The sequence below is a fragment of the Mycobacterium sp. pW045 genome (genome assembly GCF_041287085.1).
GTDB classification, from domain to species: domain Bacteria; phylum Actinomycetota; class Actinomycetes; order Mycobacteriales; family Mycobacteriaceae; genus Mycobacterium; species Mycobacterium algericum_A.
On record NZ_JBGGKU010000004.1, the window covers coordinates 108,208 to 125,180 of the forward strand.

The 16,973-nt window shown below is 68.0% G+C and carries 18 protein-coding genes; 7 read left to right on the plus strand and 11 right to left on the minus strand.

All coding sequences use genetic code 11. The features are described from left to right. Positions 1-32 precede the first annotated feature (32 nt). Genes wrbA through ACAG20_RS07615 form a run of 3 tightly spaced genes read right to left on the minus strand, consistent with a single transcriptional unit; the run spans position 33 to position 2,329 of the window. Complete coding sequence (gene wrbA / locus ACAG20_RS07605) at positions 33-635, minus strand: NAD(P)H:quinone oxidoreductase (protein ID WP_370492144.1); 603 nt, start codon at positions 633-635, stop codon at positions 33-35. Positions 636-647: 12 nt separating this feature from the next. Then, positions 648-1,235 carry an FMN reductase gene (locus tag ACAG20_RS07610; RefSeq protein WP_370492145.1) on the minus strand — a complete coding sequence of 196 codons (588 nt, stop codon included), beginning with the start codon at positions 1,233-1,235 and terminating at the stop codon, positions 648-650. Beyond that, positions 1,232-2,329, minus strand: coding sequence for an LLM class flavin-dependent oxidoreductase (locus tag ACAG20_RS07615; protein WP_370492330.1), 1,098 nt, complete (start codon positions 2,327-2,329; stop codon positions 1,232-1,234). Before ACAG20_RS07615 ends, ACAG20_RS07610 begins: the two co-directional genes overlap by 4 nt. Positions 2,330-2,458: 129 nt before the next feature. Here ACAG20_RS07615 and ACAG20_RS07620 point away from each other — a divergent pair, with 129 nt between their 5' ends. Together ACAG20_RS07620 and ACAG20_RS07625 are read left to right on the plus strand one after the other, a co-directional pair. Beyond that, positions 2,459-2,917, plus strand: coding sequence for a MarR family winged helix-turn-helix transcriptional regulator (locus ACAG20_RS07620; RefSeq protein WP_112683926.1), 459 nt, complete (start codon positions 2,459-2,461; stop codon positions 2,915-2,917). Positions 2,918-2,969: 52 nt separating this feature from the next. Next, positions 2,970-3,947 carry a phosphotriesterase-related protein gene (locus ACAG20_RS07625; protein ID WP_370492146.1) on the plus strand — a complete coding sequence of 326 codons (978 nt, stop codon included), beginning with the start codon at positions 2,970-2,972 and terminating at the stop codon, positions 3,945-3,947. Here the strand turns inward: ACAG20_RS07625 and ACAG20_RS07630 are convergent. Continuing rightward, positions 3,941-4,534, minus strand: a complete 594-nt coding sequence (locus ACAG20_RS07630; RefSeq protein WP_112683939.1) for a TetR/AcrR family transcriptional regulator — start codon at positions 4,532-4,534, stop codon at positions 3,941-3,943. The genes ACAG20_RS07625 and ACAG20_RS07630 overlap by 7 nt on opposite strands. A 105-nt stretch (positions 4,535-4,639) precedes the next feature. On the opposite strand from ACAG20_RS07630, the gene ACAG20_RS07635 reads away from it, so the two are divergent. Next, positions 4,640-5,968, plus strand: coding sequence for an oxygenase MpaB family protein (locus ACAG20_RS07635; RefSeq protein WP_370492147.1), 1,329 nt, complete (start codon positions 4,640-4,642; stop codon positions 5,966-5,968). 25 nt (positions 5,969-5,993) lie between these two features. Here ACAG20_RS07635 and ACAG20_RS07640 read toward each other — a convergent pair whose 3' ends face one another. Continuing rightward, positions 5,994-7,121 (minus strand): acyltransferase family protein, encoded by a 1,128-nt coding sequence (locus tag ACAG20_RS07640; protein ID WP_370492331.1) that lies wholly within the window; start codon positions 7,119-7,121, stop codon positions 5,994-5,996. A gap of 156 nt (positions 7,122-7,277) precedes the next feature. Here ACAG20_RS07640 and ACAG20_RS07645 point away from each other — a divergent pair, with 156 nt between their 5' ends. Together ACAG20_RS07645 and ACAG20_RS07650 are read left to right on the plus strand one after the other, a co-directional pair. Then, a complete protein-coding gene (locus ACAG20_RS07645; RefSeq protein WP_165824904.1) occupies positions 7,278-8,546 on the plus strand; it encodes a DUF3068 domain-containing protein in 1,269 nt (422 codons plus the stop codon). A gap of 7 nt (positions 8,547-8,553) precedes the next feature. Continuing rightward, positions 8,554-10,299 carry a hypothetical protein gene (locus ACAG20_RS07650; RefSeq protein WP_370492148.1) on the plus strand — a complete coding sequence of 582 codons (1,746 nt, stop codon included), beginning with the start codon at positions 8,554-8,556 and terminating at the stop codon, positions 10,297-10,299. Here the strand turns inward: ACAG20_RS07650 and ACAG20_RS07655 are convergent. From ACAG20_RS07655 to ACAG20_RS07670, 4 genes are read right to left on the minus strand one after another with little or no spacing between them, the layout of a single operon-like run. Beyond that, the gene (locus ACAG20_RS07655; protein ID WP_370492149.1) at positions 10,226-10,504 is read right to left on the minus strand and encodes a cytochrome C oxidase subunit IV family protein; all 279 of its coding nucleotides are present in this window, start codon (positions 10,502-10,504) and stop codon (positions 10,226-10,228) included. The genes ACAG20_RS07650 and ACAG20_RS07655 overlap by 74 nt on opposite strands. Before the next feature lie 6 nt (positions 10,505-10,510). Then, positions 10,511-11,122, minus strand: coding sequence for a cytochrome c oxidase subunit 3 family protein (locus ACAG20_RS07660; RefSeq protein WP_370492150.1), 612 nt, complete (start codon positions 11,120-11,122; stop codon positions 10,511-10,513). After that, positions 11,119-11,910, minus strand: a complete 792-nt coding sequence (locus ACAG20_RS07665) for a hypothetical protein (RefSeq protein ID WP_370492151.1) — start codon at positions 11,908-11,910, stop codon at positions 11,119-11,121. Before ACAG20_RS07665 ends, ACAG20_RS07660 begins: the two co-directional genes overlap by 4 nt. Then, positions 11,907-12,629: a hypothetical protein gene (locus tag ACAG20_RS07670; RefSeq protein WP_370492152.1), complete on the minus strand. Its 723-nt coding sequence runs from the start codon at positions 12,627-12,629 to the stop codon at positions 11,907-11,909. The genes ACAG20_RS07665 and ACAG20_RS07670 overlap by 4 nt, the downstream gene beginning before the upstream one ends. Positions 12,630-12,787: 158 nt before the next feature. Here ACAG20_RS07670 and ACAG20_RS07675 point away from each other — a divergent pair, with 158 nt between their 5' ends. Both ACAG20_RS07675 and ACAG20_RS07680 read left to right on the plus strand, forming a co-directional pair. Beyond that, the gene (locus tag ACAG20_RS07675; protein ID WP_041319364.1) at positions 12,788-13,408 is read left to right on the plus strand and encodes a TetR/AcrR family transcriptional regulator; all 621 of its coding nucleotides are present in this window, start codon (positions 12,788-12,790) and stop codon (positions 13,406-13,408) included. Positions 13,409-13,799: 391 nt separating this feature from the next. Further along, entirely contained in the window at positions 13,800-15,314 is a 1,515-nt protein-coding gene (locus ACAG20_RS07680; RefSeq protein WP_370492153.1) for a DUF222 domain-containing protein, read from the plus strand. Between the two features lie 48 nt (positions 15,315-15,362). Here ACAG20_RS07680 and ACAG20_RS07685 read toward each other — a convergent pair whose 3' ends face one another. Together ACAG20_RS07685 and ACAG20_RS07690 are read right to left on the minus strand one after the other, a co-directional pair. After that, positions 15,363-15,785 (minus strand): thiol-disulfide oxidoreductase DCC family protein, encoded by a 423-nt coding sequence (locus ACAG20_RS07685; RefSeq protein WP_112686323.1) that lies wholly within the window; start codon positions 15,783-15,785, stop codon positions 15,363-15,365. 19 nt (positions 15,786-15,804) lie between these two features. Then, positions 15,805-16,959 (minus strand): glycosyltransferase family 4 protein, encoded by a 1,155-nt coding sequence (locus tag ACAG20_RS07690; RefSeq protein WP_370492154.1) that lies wholly within the window; start codon positions 16,957-16,959, stop codon positions 15,805-15,807. Between the last annotated feature and the right edge of the window lie 14 nt (positions 16,960-16,973).

Here is a 16,973-nt window from a genome sequence, read left to right on the forward strand (position 1 = left end):
AGGGTCAGTTATGCGCCGGTGTGGCGCGGGGGTCATGCCCCGGCGATCTTCGCGGCCACGCCCACCACCCGGGTGGCCAGGTGATCGAGCGCGGCCAGGGTCGTCTCGTTCAGCTCGTTCTTGTTCTCCGGGCCGGTGATGTGCCCGACGCCGTAGGGGTTGCCGTCGGCGAACTTGATTGGGTCGGTGTAGCCCGGCGGCACCAGAATGCCGCCGAAATGCATCAGCGTGACGTACAGATTCAGCAGCGTGGACTCCTGCCCGCCGTGCGTGGTCTGGCTCGAGGTGAAGCCGGCGTAGACCTTGTCGGCCAGCTTCCCGTTGGCCCACAGTCCACCCAGGCCGTCGATGAAGGTTCGGAATTGCGCTGACGGGGAACCGAATCGGGTGGGCGAGCCGAAGATGACGGCGTCCGCCCAGACGATGTCGTCGCCGGTGGCGGCAGGTTGGGCCTTGGTCGCCTCGTAGTTGGCGCTCCAGGCCGGGTTCTGGGCGAACGACGCCGGATCGCGTGTCTCCTCGATGTGGCGCAGGCGCACCTCCGCGCCGGCGGCCTCGCCCGCCTTCGCCACCCGTTGCGCCATCGCGGTGCCGTGTCCGGTGGCCGAGTAGTAGATAACCGCCAACTTCGTCATTTTCACTGCTCCTTACTGTTGGGCGCCTGCGAGCAGGCGGTGCATCTCATCGAGTTCGGCGCTGACCGCTTCGCTGCGGCCGCGCCCGCACAGTGGTACAAGTCGCGCGAATTCCTTGGCCGCCTTGGCTATCCGCGCGTCGAGCCCGCGCGAACCGAAATCCGACGTCGCGGCGTAGACCCCGGTGGGGGACACCAGCGCGTGCAGATAGCTGAACATCGGCCGCAGGGCGTGATCGAGCACCAAGGAGTGCCGCTCGGTTCCGCCGGTCGCTGCGATGAGCACCGGCGTGCTGTTCAGGGTCTGCTCGGGAAGTACGTCGAAGAACGACTTGAACAACCCGCTGAAGGTCGCGTTGAACGTGGGCGTCACCACAATCAGCCCGTCGCAGCCCGCGACCTTCTCGAAGACCTGTTCCAGCTCCGGCGAGGCGAAGCCGGTCAGCATGGCGTCGGTGATTGCCCGAGCGAGGTGGCGTAGCTCGACGACCTCGATATCGGCGTGCCCGAGCTCGGCGCGTACCGCCGCACCCAGCCGGTCGGCCAACAGCCGGGTGGACGACGGCTCACCCAGGCCACCGCTGATCACGATCAACTTCATGACGCCTGCTGGATCTCGGACCGGCTCGCAGCCTCGACCAGCGACTGGTGGGTCGGCGCGCCGGGGACGTGCGCCGGGCGGCCGATCGCGAACTCCTTGCGCAGCACCGGGACGACGTGCTCACCGAGCAGATCGAGCTGCTCCAGCACCGTCTTGAGCGGCAGGCCCGCGTGGTCGATCAGGAACAGTTGGCGTTGATAGTCGCCGACGTAGTTCCGGAACCCCAGCGTCTTGTCGATCACCTGTTGCGGTGAGCCGACCGTCAGCGGGGTCTGGGCGCTGAACTCCTCGAGGCTGGGGCCGTGGCCGTAGACCGGCGCGTTGTCGAAATACGGCCGGAACTCATCGACCGCGTCCTGACTGTTCGGTCGCATGAACACCTGGCCGCCCAGACCGACGATCGCCTGATCGGCACTGCCGTGGCCGTAATGCTCGAACCGCTGCCGGTACAACTGCACCATCCGCTTGGTGTGCGACGGCGGCCAGAAAATGTGATTGGCGAAGAACCCGTCGCCGTAATGCGCTGCCAGTTCGGCGATCTCGGGGCTGCGGATCGAGCCGTGCCAGACGAACGGGGGTACCCCGTCCAGCGGTCGCGGCGCCAGACTGAACCCGTGCAACGGGGTGCGGTGCTCCCCGCTCCAATCGACGACCTCCTCGCGCCACAGCCGGCGCAGCAGCCGGTAGTTCTCCACCGTGAGCGGCAGCGCGGCCCGGATGTCCTTGCCGAACCAGGGATACACCGGGCCGGTATTTCCGCGGCCCAGCATCAGGTCCACCCGACCGTCGGCCAGGTGCTGCAACACGCTGTAGTCCTCGGCGACCTTCACCGGATCATTGGTGGTGATCAAGGTGGTGGCGGTGGTCAGCTGGATGCGATCGGTCCGGGCCGCGATGTAGCCCAGCAGGGTCGTCGGCGACGACGGCACGAACGGCGGGTTGTGGTGCTCGCCGGTGGCGAAGACGTCCAAGCCCACCTCCTCGGCCTTCTGGGCGATCGTCACCGTCGCGCGGATCCGCTCGGCCTCGGTCGGCGTGCGTCCCGTGGTCGGGTCGGCGGTGACATCGCCGACAGTGAAGATGCCGAACTGCATATCAGTGCTCGACACGACTGCCCTCCTCATGTTGACTACTCTAGCTGATAGTTGACAACGAAACTAGTTTTGTTGTTATTCCGGCCGCTAACGCGGGAAACTCGTTCCGAAATCAACTACTGTTGAGGCATGGACACGCAGTGGCTCAGCCCCGAGGAACATCGGATGTGGCGGGGGTACCTCGACAGCACCCGACTGCTGCTACGTGCCCTGGACCGGCAACTTGCCACCGACGCGGGGCTGAACCTGTCCGACTTCGAGATCCTCGCGCTGCTGTCGGAGGCCCCGCAACAGCGGATGCGGATGAACGAGTTGGCCGACATCACCGTCGCGACCCGCAGCGGAGTGTCCCGAGCGGTCAGGCGGCTGATCGACGCCGGCTGGGTCCGGCAGGTCGAATGCGACGAAGACAAACGCGGGCTCTACGCCGAACTCACCGAGGCGGGCGCGGCGAAGCTGCGGGCGGCGGCACCCGGGCACGTCGCGGCGGTGCGCTCCCACCTCTTCGATCTGCTGAGCCCGCGCGACGTCGAACAGTTCGCCCACTCCTATGCCCAGATTCGCGACAACCTGCTGGCCAACCCCTAGGCATTCTCGGCGAAGGCGACCGATGGCGCCGCTGGCTCCATACGATCAAGCCATGTCGCAATGTCACACCGTGCGCGGACCGATCGACACCCCCGACCTCGGCGTCACCCTGATGCACGAGCACGTGTTCATCATGACCACCGAGATCGCCCAGAACTACCCGGACGCCTGGGGCGACGAGGACGCCCGGGTCGCCGACGCGATCACGCGGCTCAACGCGTTGAAGGCCGCCGGAGTCGACACCATCGTCGACCTGACCGTGATCGGCCTCGGTCGCTATATCCCCCGCATCGCGCGGGTCGCCGCCGGCACCGAGTTGAACATCGTGGTGGCCACCGGTGTCTACACCTACAACGACGTACCGTTCTTCTTCCACTACCGGGGCCCGGGCACCATGCTGGACGGCCCGGAGCTCATGGCCGACATGTTCGTCCGCGACATCGAGTCGGGCATCGCCGACACCGGGATCAAGGCGGCAATCCTCAAGTGCGCCACCGACGAGCCCGGCGTCACTCCCGGCGTCGAGCGCGTGCTGCGCGCGGTCGCCCAGGCCCACCGGCGCACCGGGGCGCCGATCTCCACCCACACCCACGCCGGGCTGCGCCGCGGTCTGGAGCAGCAGCGCATCTTCGAAGACGAAGGCGTCGATTTGTCCCGGGTGGTGATCGGGCACTCCGGGGACTCAACCGATCTGGGTTACCTGGAGGAGCTGATCGCGGCCGGGTCCTATCTGGGCATGGACCGGTTCGGTATCGACCTGATCCTGCCGTTCGAGGACCGGGTCAACACCGTGGCGCAGCTGTGCGAGCGCGGCCACGCCGACAAGATGGTGCTCTCGCACGACGCCAACTGCTACTTCGACGCGCTGCCCGGCGAACTGAGCTCGGTGGCCGCCCCCAACTGGCACTACCTGCACATCCACAACGACGTGATCCCGGCGCTGCGGCAGCGCGGCGTCACCGACGAGCAGTTGCGCACCATGCTCGTCGACAACCCCCGCAAGATCTTCGAGCACTCCGGCGGCTACTGACGGCTCATCGGCCGCCGAGACCGGCTGCCGGCGTTGAGTTCCAGCGAACCGAGCACCGCTCGCAGCCGTTCGGGAGTGGCCTGCTCGGGCTCGCTGAGCCGCAGCTGCAGCAGTTCGCGGCCGACGGCCGCCACGATCCGGGCGGTGTAGTCCGGGTCGGGCAGATCCGGCATGGTGCGCAGCAGTTCGCGGCCGAGGAAACCACGCACCGCGGCCTCGGCGCCGGCGAGGCGTTCGTGCAGCTCGGGTGGTGCCCCCTGGGGCGGGAACAGGAACAATCGCCAGGTCGCGGAGTGGCCGTCGGCGGCCCGCAGCACCCCGTCGAACACCCGCGCCAAAAATCCCTCGGCATCCGGGTTCTCGGTGCTGGTGATCGCAGCCGTGAACTGCGCCGCCGCCCGGCCCGCTTCCCGATCGATGAGTGCGACGAAAAGTCCTGCGGGACTACCGAATTGCTGGTAGATCAGCGACCGATTGACGCCGGCTTCCCGAGCGACCCGGTTGGGCGTGGCTGCGTGGAAGCCCTCGGCGTCGACAATGGCGTGGGTGACATCGAGGATCTGCTCGCGCCGCGCCTCGCCTGTCATGCGCCGCCGGCCGGTCGGGATCACGCTTGACAGCATAACTAACACTCTGTTACCTGTAACTAACGAAACGTGAGTTAAGTGGAGATGTCTCGGAGAGGTTCGTCGATGCCCACGCACTACCCAGCGCTGCGCCAGCGGGTCCGCCGGCAAGCCGAGCTGCTGCCGGAGCTCTACGGCGAGTTGGACTTCGACTCCCAGCCGTTCCGCACGACGACCGACCCCGACGACGTGTCGTCGCTGCGCGGCCGGCCCTCCACCCGGGCCAAGCTGCTGGCCGACGAGGCCGCGGTCGAGCTGATTTCGACGGCGACCTGGCTGGGCGATGTGGTGGCGGACTCCTACGCCGCACTGATGGGCCAATACAGCGTCAGCACGCTGATCGGCATGCTCAAGCAGGCGTGCCGCCACGGCATCGAAGCGGTGCCCGACGCGCCACCGGAGTTGGTGGCATTCATCGCCGACATGGAAGCCACCCCGGACTGGCTGGACATGGACCTGGTTCGAAAGGGAGCCGAGCACTCCCGGCTGCCGATGGCACTGTTGGCACCGTTCGTCGTCCGCGGTGCGTTCATCGCAACCTTCCTCAACACCTACGCCGCGCTGCCGATGGCACTGACCGGCGCGCTGTCGGGCAAGCGTGCCGCCGGGCGGGTCAACGAGACCACCAGTTTCTTCGCCGTCACCACGCTGCCGGGTGCACTGGACCGCTACGGCCAGGGTTTCGAGGCGGCGGCCATGGTGCGGCTGATGCACTCGATGGTCCGCTTCAACGCGCTCAAGCGATCCCCGAAATGGGACGTCGGCATCTACGGGCTGCCGATCCCGCAGATTGATCAGATGCCGGCCGGCATGATCAACCTCTACGTGCTGGCGATGGACGCCCGCCGCCAAGGACGCACCGAGTTCACGCCCAGCGAGCGTGCCGAGGTCGAGTTCACCCGCTATCGCTGCGTTCTGCTCGGCCTGCCCGAAGAGCTGCTGCCGACCACGCCCACGGAGATTATTCGGGTGTTCAGCGCCCGTGCCGCGCTGCTGCGCGATGACTTCGACGACGCCACCTGCGGGGAGTTGGTTCGCTCCACGATGGCCGCCTACCTGCGGCAGGACGAAACCTTGCGGGAACGCATCGCCGACGCGGTCGAGAAGAGCTACAGCAAGCTGTTTTTCGTGCGGATGTTCTGCGGCGGCAAGCGCGCGGTGGCCGCGAAGATGGGTGTCACGCTCGGGGCGGGTGACTATCTGCGGATCGCCCTCACGGCGCCGTTCGTCTACGGCCGCGCGTCGGTGGTGCAACGCGCTGTCCGCACTCCCGGCTTGCGCCGGCTCACGAACGCCTACGTGCTGCGCCTGCTCAAGCGGCGGCTGAAGGCCTACGGCACACCGGAGTTCACCAGCGACGTCGCCGACTACACGCCGTCGGGAGCGGCCGCCTGAGTGACGCCGGGCGCCGGTCTCGGCCTCAGCGCACTCCGGCGGGCTCGGGCTCTTCGGGCGCCACCGGACCGGCTGCTGCCGGCATTGCACCGCGGGCAGCACGACGGATCTCCCAACTGCGCAGCATCTCCCGGCACGGTTGTTCCACCAGGGCGTAGCTGACCGCGGCGATCGCGACGGTGAACACCATCGTCAGCGCCAGCACCACCGCCATGTCCCCGGTGAACGCGAATCGGCCGATCACCGGGAACACCATGTCCAGCGCGGCCAGGTGCCAGATGAAGATCCCGTAGGACCAGCGGCCCAGCGTGACCATCGGCGCGCTGGCCAGGAAGCGATGCGGGGTGTCGGGACGGTCCAGCACCAGCGGCGCCAGCAGCGCCCAGGCCAGTACACCCCCCATCGCGGTGCGCACGATGAACTGGCCGACGGTGGCCGAAGTCAGCCCTTCGGGGCCGGCCAGCGGCGAGGCGGCCACCAAGAACGCCGCCAGGGTCAGGCCCGCCATCGGCAATCGCCGGCGGGCCAGCCGGTGCACCCGGGTGACCGGGCTGTGCGCCCACTCGGCCAGCAGCATGCCCGCCCCGAACCAGCAGCCGTAGGCCGGCGCCCAGTTCAGCGGATTCACTCCGTAGGGGGTGTGGATCGGCAGAAAGCCCCAGCCCAGGCTGAGCAGCGACACGGCCGCGATCACCGGCACCCGGGCGCGCACCGACAGCCGTCGCGCCGCCAGCGCCAGGAAGGGCAGGGCGATGTAGAAGCTGACCTCCACGGCCAGACTCCACATCTGGGTCAGGCCGGGCGTCAGCGTCAGCGGCACGTAGATCTGCGTCATCGTGAGATTGGCCAGCCACACCGTCAGGCTGGCACCGCTCGCGTCGGGCAGCAGCGCCAGGATCACCACCACCGACACCAGGTAGGCCGGCATGATCCGCACGATGCGCGAGCGCAGGTAATGCCCGGTGGGCGGCGCCTGCCGCAGCCCGCGCGCGGCCGCGGCATGCCCGCGCCACAACAGAAACCCGCTCAGCGCAAAGAACACCGCCACGGCCATGTCGAAACGGCCCCAGAGCCGGCCGGTGATTCCCGACGAGTGCCCGGTCTGGAAGGCCACGTGGGTGATGACCACGCCGATGGCGGCGCAGGCGCGCATCCCCTCGACGGCGGGCAGAAAGCTGCGTACGCCGCCCACCTGCTGGTTCAGCCGATCGCGGTCCAAAGCATCAATGGACACACCCTAGCTGTTTGAACTTCTGCTGTTAGGGTCAGACAGGTTTAGGTACGGGTCGGAAAGGAATGGTGCGGCGACGTGAACCGAGCAGTCATGATGCGTATCGCGGCATGCGCAATCATGGGCCTCGGTGCCGCATTGTTGATCGCTGCCCTGCTGCTGTCCACCTACACCGCCGGCAAGATCGCCAAGATCCCCCTGGACGTCGAGGCCACCCTGATCAGCAACGGCAGCGGCGCCGCGTTGGATCCGGAATCGCTCGGCAGTGAACACGCGGTGGTCGACCAGGATGTGCCGCTGGTGTCCCAGGAGCAGATCGGCGTCGAGGCGCCCGCCAACGCCGACGTCGTGACCCTGCAGGCCGGCTCCTCGCTGCGGCGCGCGGACCGGCAGAAGGACACCGGCCTGTTGCTGGCGATCGTCGACACCGTGACGCTGGATCGCCGTACCGCCGAGGCGATTTCGGATGACAACCACCCGGGTGGCTCGGTGCAGCGGCCGCGGAACTTCGACGACGACAGCCCGCCCACGAACATCGCGCTGCCGCACGAGGGGCTGTCCTACCGGTTCCCCTTCGACACCCAGAAGCAGTCCTACCAGTACTTCGATCCGATCGCGCAGAAGGCCTACGAGGCCAACTACGAGGGCGAGGACGACGTCAACGGGCTGACCGTCTACCGGTTCACCCAGAACGTCGGCTACGACCCGGACGGCACGCTGTCCGAGCCGGTGCGTTACCCGTCGCTGTACGGCCACGACGAGGACGGCGAGATCAGCGCCCCGGCCCGGATGTGGAACATCGAGGGCGTCGACCCCGACGAGGACATCACCATGACGCGGTATTACGCCGCGCAGAAGACCCTGTGGGTGGACCCGGTCTCGGGCACCATCGTCAAGTCGAAGCTGCACGCCAACCACTACTACGCCCGTGACCCGCTGAAGCCGGAGGTGGCGCTGGCCGACTACACCGTCGTCAGCTCCGAAGAGACCATCGAGGCGCAGGTCAACGCCGCCCGCAACGAGCGGGACCGGGTCGCCCTGTGGTCGCGGGTCCTGCCGATCACCTTCACCGCCGCCGGGCTGATCGCCTTGATCGGCGGTGTGCTGGTCGGCTGGTTCAGCCTGCCCGCCGAGGCCGCCCTGGGCCAGCCGGGCCGCGACGGCTCCGACGGGGGGTTCTTCGGCGGCTTCGCTCCCAGGTCGCCGTCCCCCGGACCCGTCACCGGAGCCGAGGCCGAGACCGAGAAACTGCCGACGCAGCGTCCGCAGTTGGACCGCCCTGCCACACCCCCGGAGGCCGACCCGCCGACCCGCGGTCAACCGGATCCCGCTCCCGATCAACCCTGAGCCCGCGGTGGTGCGAGCCGGGCGCTGGGTGGCGCCGTGCTATGCACTGGGACTGACGCTGCTGGTGCTGGCGCCGCTGCTGCGGCCGGGCTATCTGCTGCTGCGCGATGCGGTGTCGACGCCGCGGTCGTATCTGACCGGAAGCGCGCTCGGACTGGGCGAGGCGGCGCCGCGGGCGGTACCGCAGGACTTCGCGGTGGCGCTGGCTTCGCGGCTGTTCGATGGCGGCACCGTGGTCAAGGCGTTGCTGATCGCGGCGCTGTGGCTGGCCGGCTGCGGTGCGGCGCGACTGGTGGCGACGGTGCTGCCCGAGGCCGGGCGGCCCGGCCAGCTGGTGGCCGTCACCGTCGCGATCTGGAATCCCTATGTCGCCGAACGACTGCTGCAGGGGCATTGGAGCCTGCTGGTCGGCTACGGGTGCCTGCCCTGGGTGGCCGTGGCGATGCTGCGGCTGCGATCCGGTGGCGGCGGCGGTCTGCTCGGGTTGGTGTTCTTTCTGGCACTGGCCGGGTTGACCCCGACCGGGCTGCTGCTGGCCGCCGTAGTGGCGCTGGTGTGCGTTGCGGCACCGGGTTCCGGTCCGCCGCGGTGGTGGTGTGCGACCGGCACGGTGGCGACCACCGCGACCGCCGCACTCCCGTGGCTGATGGCCTTGGTGGTGGGCCCGGGGTCCGTTCGCGGCGAGCCGGCCGGGGTGGCGGCGTTCGCGGCCCGCGCCGAGCCGGGTCTGGGCACCCTGGGCAGTCTGGCCGGGCTGGCCGGTATCTGGAATGCCGAGGCGGTACCCGGCTCCCGGACAACGATTTTCGCGCTGGTTGCGACGGCGGTACTGCTGGGCGTGGTGGCACTGGGAGTGCCGACGGTGCGGCGGGTCCCCGCCGCGCGGCCGCTGCTGGTGCTGGCGGGCACGGCCGTACTGGTATTGGCGATGCTGGCGACCGGCCCCGGGTTGGCGGCGCTGGGCTGGGCGGTGGACGTCGCGCCGGGTGCCGGACTGCTGCGCGACGGTCAGAAGTGGGTGGCGCTGGCGATGCCGGGTTACGTGCTGGCCGGGGCCGGCGCGGTGGTCGGTCTGCGCGACCGGCTCCCGCCGCCGCGAGCAGCACTGGTGTGCTGCATCGCGCTGATCGTCGTACTGCCCGACCTGGCCTGGGGTGTGGGCGGCCGGATCTCGCCGGTGCACTACCCGCCCGGCTGGGCAGCGGTGGCGGCGAAGATCAACGCCGATCCGCGCCCGGTCGCCGTGCTGCCGGCCGACACGATGCGGCACTTCGCCTGGGCCGGGCCGGCGCCGGTGCTCGACCCGCTGGGCCGGTGGGTGCGCGCCGAGGTGCTCACCACCGGCGATCTGCACGTCGGCGGGCAGACCGTGCCCGGTGAGGGCGCTCACGCCCGGGCGGTTCAGCAGGCGCTGTTGTCCGGCGCCGAGCCGGTGACGCTCGGCGTGTACGGGGTGGGCTGGGTGGTCGTCGAATCCGGCACTGACGGTGAAATGGGTGCTGCGGCAAAGACACTGTCGCGGCTACCGGTCTCCTACCGCGATTCCGACTTCACCGTGTACCGGGTCGGCGGCCGTGCGCCGAAGGGACCCGCCGGCGCGCGCCGGGCCGTGGTGGCCGCCCATCTGGGGTGGCTGGCGATGCTGGTGGTGGGAGCCGCAGGGCTGGCCGCAGCGGGGATCAGGCAGCGGCGAAGTAGAACCCGAACAGCAGCCCGAACAGCGCCAGCAGCCAACCGTTCGTCGTCAGCTTGAGCCACCTGGGCGCCCGCCCGACCTCCATGAAGTGCCAGATCACCAGCTGCGTCTTGACCGCGGCGATCAGCAGCACGACGACGGTGACCGTGGCACTCAACTGGTGCGCCTCGCCGCCGTCGCGAGCGGTCAGCCACGACGCGATGGTCACCGCCGTCAGTAGCGCCCACACGAAGATCAGCTGGTTACGCCGATACCCGGTCATCGCCGATCACCTCATCAAGTACAGCAACGCGAACAGGATCAGCCATAACACGTCGACCATGTGCCAGTAGGTCGCGCCAGTCTCCACGAACGAGATCCGCGCTGTCGTCGGTCCGCGCAATGCGCGGATGACGAAGCAGAGAATCACCAGTCCCAGCAGCACATGGCACAGGTGCATTCCCGTCATCACGAAGTAGTACATGAAGAACAGGTTGGTGCCCGGTGTTATCCCGGCGGTGATCTCCGGGATGTATTCGCACATCTTGAGTAGGGGGAAAGCCGCCCCGCACCCCAGCGCTGCGCAGAACCACCGGCGTGCCTCGACCGTCCTTCCGACCCGCGCGGCCGAGGTGCCCAGCGCCACGAACAGCGAACTGGTCAGCAACACAACGGTGTTGACGATGCCGATGCTCAGGTTGACCTGTGCCTGGCTCTGCAGGAACACCGCATGGTCTTGGCCGCGGTAGTACATATAGGACACGAAGTAGGCGGCGAAGATGAGCAGGTCACCGATGACGAAGAACCACATGCTGGTTTCACCCGGAAGGTGCCCGCGCGGCTGGACGGTTCGCGGTGTCTCGGCGGTGTCGACGCCGAGTCCGACGGTGACCCCGGTCATGCGCCGGCCCCCGCCGGCGACGTCGCGGCTCGCGCGTCGAGCCAGTGGTTCTCGAGTTCCTCGTCGGGTTGGTTCTTGATCGCCCGGAAGATGCAGGTGTAGACGATGAACTGCCATGACACGTACAGCGTCATCGCCAGCCAGAACGTCATCAGCCCGTTCCAGGCGAACGGTCCCGACTTGGCGATCCATACGGGTGCGGCCATCAGCTCGGTGACGTATTGCCAGACGGTGTAGTAGCCCAGCCATTTCGGCAGGATGTTGTTCTGGTCGAGGATGATCGCCAGCCCGAAGGCCATCCACATGATGCAGAAGCATCCCAGCGAGCCGATGAAGGCCAGGTAGCCGAAGTCGTAGAGCATCGCCAGGATCGCCGGATCGTAGCCCGGCCGGAACGCGCCCAGCCCGAAACAGAACATCGGGAACAACATGCCGACCATGGCGCCGCAGGTCGCCCCCATCATGACGCAGTAGCGGAACACCGGGCTGACCGACATCCGCTTGATCTGGATGAGGTAGCAGGCGTTCGACACCGGCGCCAGGCCGAACACCAACGTCAGTACGGCACAAGCGATCAGCAGGTTGTGCGACTGCATGAACTCGATGATCTGCGGCTGCGGGCTGCTCGGCGATCGGGGCGGCATCATCCAGCTCAGCGGGACGAAGACCAGCCCGAAGAGTGCGAAGAAGACCGGGACGGACCAGAAGGCGATCCACTGGTCGAGCTTGTTCTTCCTACGCGGCGAGGGGGATCTCCCGACGGCGGGCGCGGCCACGCTCCTGGTCATGCCATGGCCTCGTGATCGTCGCTTTGGCGATTGACGATGCCGAGCAGCACGACGAACATCACGACGAGATAGACGGCGAATACGCTGAGCCGCAGCGTGAACGACACCGCACCGTCGAAGGCCAGCGGCCCGGACTTGTGCAGCAGCGAGAATGCGCTGGGGACCAGCAGCACGGCTGCCGCGACGTTGAAATGCGCCACCCAGCGGGGAAAGATCGGCTCGGGTCGCGCGTCCAGGTAGATGCTGAGGGCCAGGCAGATGTTCTGCACGATGATCGTGCCGACGGGCGCGATGAAGAAGAACCAGGCCATGTCGTTGAGCAGGCTGATGAGTTGCGGGTCGCGTTCGGGCCGGAACGCTGCCATCGCCCAGCAGTAGTCGGCGAGGATGAACGCCGTGAGGCCCACTCCGACGCAGAGCAGGTAGGCGTAGGTGAAGACACTGCTCGACGTCGCGGTCCGCGATATCTGTACCGCGGTGACCGCGAACAGCGGAACCAGTGAGCAGGCGATGAGATTGCACAAGATGGCCACGCCCAGGATGCCGGTGACGTTCTGGGCGAAGAAGGCAGCGACCTGTTCGGGCGTCAGCGTCGGTGACAGCGGCGGGGAGAACACCGGGAACAGCAAATAGGCCAGCGCGAACAACCCGGCCGCCGGCGGCACCGTCCACAACAGGATGCGCTGGCCCCGGGTATTCGGCGCCGTCGCTGTCGTCATCGCCCGCCCCTGCCTGGTCAGCTACCACCCGCTCGGTTGCTAGGTCTAACACACTCGCTGACAAATGACAATGAGTAAGCGTTGATTGCGTTGTCAATGTGTGGGTCGGTACGCCGCCGGGTGGCTTTTTGGCTGACACGGGACAGCAAATTACGTCCCTGCGGCACAATGAGGCCGTGCCAGACAGTGCGACCCAGCGCGAGACTCAGCGCCGCAGAACACGTGCCCGCGTGCTCGACGCCGCGATCGTGGAGTTTCAGCGGGCCGGCACCAACGCGGCCGACATCAACGCCATCGCCAAAGCGGCGGGGGTGGCGCGCAGCACCTTCTACTTCCACTTCCCCACCAAGGAGCACGTGCTTCTCGAGCTCATCCGGCGAGACGAGATGCGCCTCGCCGAAGAGCTCAGCCGATTCCTCGACACCCGACGTGAGCTCGCTGCGGTGTTAGCGGTGATCGTGGAGTTGGTCTTGGCCCTCGAAAGCCGCTGGGGCTCAGCTTTGTTCCGCGACGTCCTGAGTCTCTACTTCTCACCCAACCGGCCTGAGCCGGAACAGTGGACCAGTCATCCGACCTTCGTGCTGCTGGCCGCCGAGGTCGAACGCGCACGCCTTCGCGGTGAGCTCTACGACGACGTGGACGCCTACCACAGTGCGGCGTTCTTCCTGCTGGGTGTCTACGCGCTACTCACCACGGTCGGGGAATCTCAGGCGGAACGCGATGTGGCACTGAAGAAGTTCGTGACCAGCACCCTGCGCAGCATGGTTCCGCAGCACTGACGGCAGCGCCATCCCGAACGACTAGATTCTGACAATCAGTCGCCGATCCACTGGAACCGGAGGCAGTAGCGATACCGGGATCCGTTATCAGAGACCACTCCTGGAGTTGCAGGACGCGTTGGGCCTCATCGATCGCCAAGCGCCTCTAGGCTTCGAGGTCCGCGAAGGGACCAGATCGATCAGCGCGGCGCCGCGCTGCCAGATCGCTGCCTCAGCACAGGTCGTCTCCCCAGCCAACACGGCAAGGACCAAGCGGGTCCTCTCCTCGGCAGCGACCTTCATACGTCGCGATCGAGCCATCTCCACAACCTTCCAGCCATGGCAGCAGTTATCCACAACGTGCGGCCCTGCCCAATAGGTTGAGTCAGTTAGAGGGCGTACAATCGAAAGTATGTTCGAAACGCCCGGTCTGCCCGACCCGGAGGCGCTCGCCGGGCTGGACGAGGCCGCGCTGGTGGCAGCGATCGGCGGATGGGCCCAAGCGGAGGCCGTCGCGGCCGCCCGCCGCCTGGCGGCGATCGCCGAGCTGGTAGGCCGCAAACTGTACGACGACCCAGCGCATTCGAAATGGGCCTGTGACGGCTGGGACGCGGTGGCCGCCGAAGTCGGTGCCGCCTGCGATATCAGCCACGGGAAAGCATCCGGGCAGATGTATTTGGCCTCGGCGCTGCGCGAACGCCTGCCCAAGGTGGCGGCACTGTTCGCCGCCGGACAGCTCAACGCCGCTCTGGTGGCCACCATCTCCTGGCACACCACCTTGATCGAAGACCGTCGGGCGCTGGCCGCGGTCGATACCGCCCTGGCCGCCGATGCGCTGCACTACGGGCCACTGTCGGCGTTCAAGACCGGGCAGGCCATCGACGCGATCGTCGAGGCGCACGACCCGCAGGCCCTGCGCCGCAGCCGGCAACATGCCCGCTCCCGCGACCTGGTGGTCGACAAACGCAACACTGACCATGCCACCACCCCGCTGTGGGGGCGGCTGCACGCCCACGACGCCGAAGCCCTCGACCGGCGGCTGCTGGCCATGGCGCACAGCGTCTGCGACGACGATCCGCGCACCATCGCCCAACGCCGTGCCGACGCCCTCGGCGCGCTGGCCGCCGGCGGGCAGACGCTGGCCTGCGGGTGCGGCAACCAGGACTGCCCCGCCAGCCAGGACCGTCCAGCAAGTTCGATGCTGATCCACGTGGTCGCCAGCATCGAAAGCGTGGGCACCGGCGTCGACGCGCACCGCAACGGTGAAGACCCACCGCCGCCGCCGATCGACCGTCGGAACCTGTTTGCGCCAGTAGAGCGCACCGCCGAGCCCGACCCGCCCCCCAAAGCCCCGCCGGCGCTGCTGCTGGGCGGACCGCTGATCCCCGCACCGATGCTGGCCGAACTGATCGCCGCCGGCGCCACCGTCAAGCCGGTGCGACACCCTGGACCCGATAGTGCCCCCGAGCCGAGGTACCGGCCCTCGACCGCATTAGATGAGTTTGTGCGCTGCCGGGACATGACGTGCCGGTGGCCCGGTTGTGACCGGCCGGCGGAATTCTGTGACCTCGACCATGCGATCGCCTACGTCCTCGGCGGGCCGACACATCCGTCGAACCTGCGTTGCCTGTGTCGAAAGCATCACTTACTCAAGACGTTTCACGGGTGGCGCGACCGACAACACCCCGACGGCACCATCGACTGGCTCAGCCCGGCCGGCCAGACCTACACCACCCGCCCCGGCAGTCGGTTGCTGTTCCCCGCCCTCTGTGAACCGACGGGACGTCTAACCGCACCGACTGACCGACAATCGGATTCGGCCGGTCGAACCCTGATGATGCCCACCCGACGGCGGACCCGGGCCCAGAACCGCGCCCGAGCGATCATCGCCGAACGCGCCCTCAACAGCCGACCCCCGCCACCCTGAGCCCACCGGCACCGCCCCTGCGAGACCCGGCGGCCCATCACTCCTGCCTCAAACCAGGAACCGAGTGCGCACTTCCGGCGCCGGCAGCGGGCAGGTGTCATACCTTCCGCCAACCCGGTAGCGCACGGCGGCGAAGCGATCGTAGAGTCGGTCACGCAGCCCCGCGGGAATGATGCGGGCGGCCAGGAATAACCGGAACGGCCCGCCCAGATAGCGCACCACCTTCAGCGCCGCCGCCGATCGAACGCTGACACGCTCGCCGGGTTGACCGGGATCATCGATAAACACCATGGAATCGATGTCCTGAAGATCTGGATGGCGCTCGATGACCGCGCGGGCGAAGTCACTGTCCAGCGCGGCGAACCGCAGAGTGCCGTGCCGGTCGTGGCGAAGGATGGTCTGGACCGATCGGTTGCACACCCCGCAGACCCCGTCATAGAGCAGCACGGGAGCGGCGTCGTGGTCTGTCATCTATGCACCTCGGCGTCGCTCAGACCACGCCACTGACGTAGCGGCGCTCACAGACCGCCTCCAGCACCTCGCGCAGCCCGTCAGCGCTTTGCCGCCAAGAGAATTCGGCGCTGCGGTCCTGCGCCTTGCCGCCGAGCTGTTCGCGAAGCACCGCATCAGCCAACAGTCGATGGAGCTGCTCGACAAGCTCGTCACGGTCGTCGACCAGCAGCCCGGTCACGCCGTCGACGATCGAATCGGACAGCCCGCCGGCGGCCCGGTAGCCGATCGTGGGGACCCCGTGTTGGCCCGCCTCGATGACCGCCAGCCCCCAGCCCTCCTTGCGGGACGGCAGCACATGCACCCAAGCCCGTTGCACCAGCTGGTGTTTGGTGGTCTCGTCGACATGGCCGTGGAACGTCACCGCATCGCTGATGCCCAGCGCTGCGGCGTGCTGCACCAACCGGTCGCCCCACCAGCCGCCGCCGATGACGTCGAGGTGCAGGCCGGGCACCCTGCTGCGCAGTGCCGCCACAGCGTCCAGGGCGTCCTCGATCTGCTTGTGCGGCACCAACCGCGACAACACCACCACCCGCGGCGTTTCGGCCCGGGGCGCCGACAGCGTCGGCGCCGGAGCCTCGTCAAGACCGTTGCGCACCACCGCGATGCGTTCGGCGCCGACCCCCAGTTCGATCAGATCGCGCGCCGAGGGCAGCGACACCGTCAGGTATTGGTTGCGCCGGTTGAGCCACGGCGACAGCCTCGACTCCACCAGCCAGCCGATCCGGCTCAGCACCGGGCCGGCCACCGGCCACTGCTCACGGTGGCAGTGGTGCACCAGCATCGCCACCCGCCGACCGTAGATCAACCGAGCCAGGAACGGCAGGCCGTTCTGGGTGTCGATCACCACATCCGGACGGACCCGCCGCAGCGGGCCGAGTCCGACCCGCGCCGCGGCCATCACCGCCAGCGCCCACAGATACACGGTGTAGGGGCCGCCGCGCCGACTGATGCTTACCCCGTCGATGACCTCGTGTTCGGGTGAACCCGGATAGCGGGCGGTGCGCAGTGTGACCGTCATCCCGGCGGCGGCCAGCTCCGCGCCGATGCGCTGCAGGTAGGTCTCGCTGCCCCCGCCCTGCGGGTGCCCGGTATCACGCCAGCACAGCAGCAGGACGGAGCGCACGGCGGACACAGGACTACAGGGTA

Excerpts from the sequence above, each read along its gene's own strand:
- wrbA (WP_370492144.1), bottom strand. The coding sequence starts at position 635 with ATGACGAAGTTGGCGGTTATCTACTACTCGGCCACCGGACACGGCACC.
- ACAG20_RS07610 (WP_370492145.1), bottom strand. The coding sequence starts at position 1,235 with ATGAAGTTGATCGTGATCAGCGGTGGCCTGGGTGAGCCGTCGTCCACC.
- ACAG20_RS07615 (WP_370492330.1), bottom strand. The coding sequence starts at position 2,329 with ATGCAGTTCGGCATCTTCACTGTCGGCGATGTCACCGCCGACCCGACC.
- ACAG20_RS07620 (WP_112683926.1), top strand. The coding sequence starts at position 2,459 with ATGGACACGCAGTGGCTCAGCCCCGAGGAACATCGGATGTGGCGGGGG.
- ACAG20_RS07625 (WP_370492146.1), top strand. The coding sequence starts at position 2,970 with ATGTCGCAATGTCACACCGTGCGCGGACCGATCGACACCCCCGACCTC.
- ACAG20_RS07630 (WP_112683939.1), bottom strand. The coding sequence starts at position 4,534 with ATGACAGGCGAGGCGCGGCGCGAGCAGATCCTCGATGTCACCCACGCC.
- ACAG20_RS07635 (WP_370492147.1), top strand. The coding sequence starts at position 4,640 with ATGCCCACGCACTACCCAGCGCTGCGCCAGCGGGTCCGCCGGCAAGCC.
- ACAG20_RS07640 (WP_370492331.1), bottom strand. The coding sequence starts at position 7,121 with ATGCGCGCCTGCGCCGCCATCGGCGTGGTCATCACCCACGTGGCCTTC.
- ACAG20_RS07655 (WP_370492149.1), bottom strand. The coding sequence starts at position 10,504 with ATGACCGGGTATCGGCGTAACCAGCTGATCTTCGTGTGGGCGCTACTG.
- ACAG20_RS07660 (WP_370492150.1), bottom strand. The coding sequence starts at position 11,122 with ATGACCGGGGTCACCGTCGGACTCGGCGTCGACACCGCCGAGACACCG.
- ACAG20_RS07665 (WP_370492151.1), bottom strand. The coding sequence starts at position 11,910 with ATGACCAGGAGCGTGGCCGCGCCCGCCGTCGGGAGATCCCCCTCGCCG.
- ACAG20_RS07670 (WP_370492152.1), bottom strand. The coding sequence starts at position 12,629 with ATGACGACAGCGACGGCGCCGAATACCCGGGGCCAGCGCATCCTGTTG.
- ACAG20_RS07680 (WP_370492153.1), top strand. The coding sequence starts at position 13,800 with ATGTTCGAAACGCCCGGTCTGCCCGACCCGGAGGCGCTCGCCGGGCTG.
- ACAG20_RS07685 (WP_112686323.1), bottom strand. The coding sequence starts at position 15,785 with ATGACAGACCACGACGCCGCTCCCGTGCTGCTCTATGACGGGGTCTGC.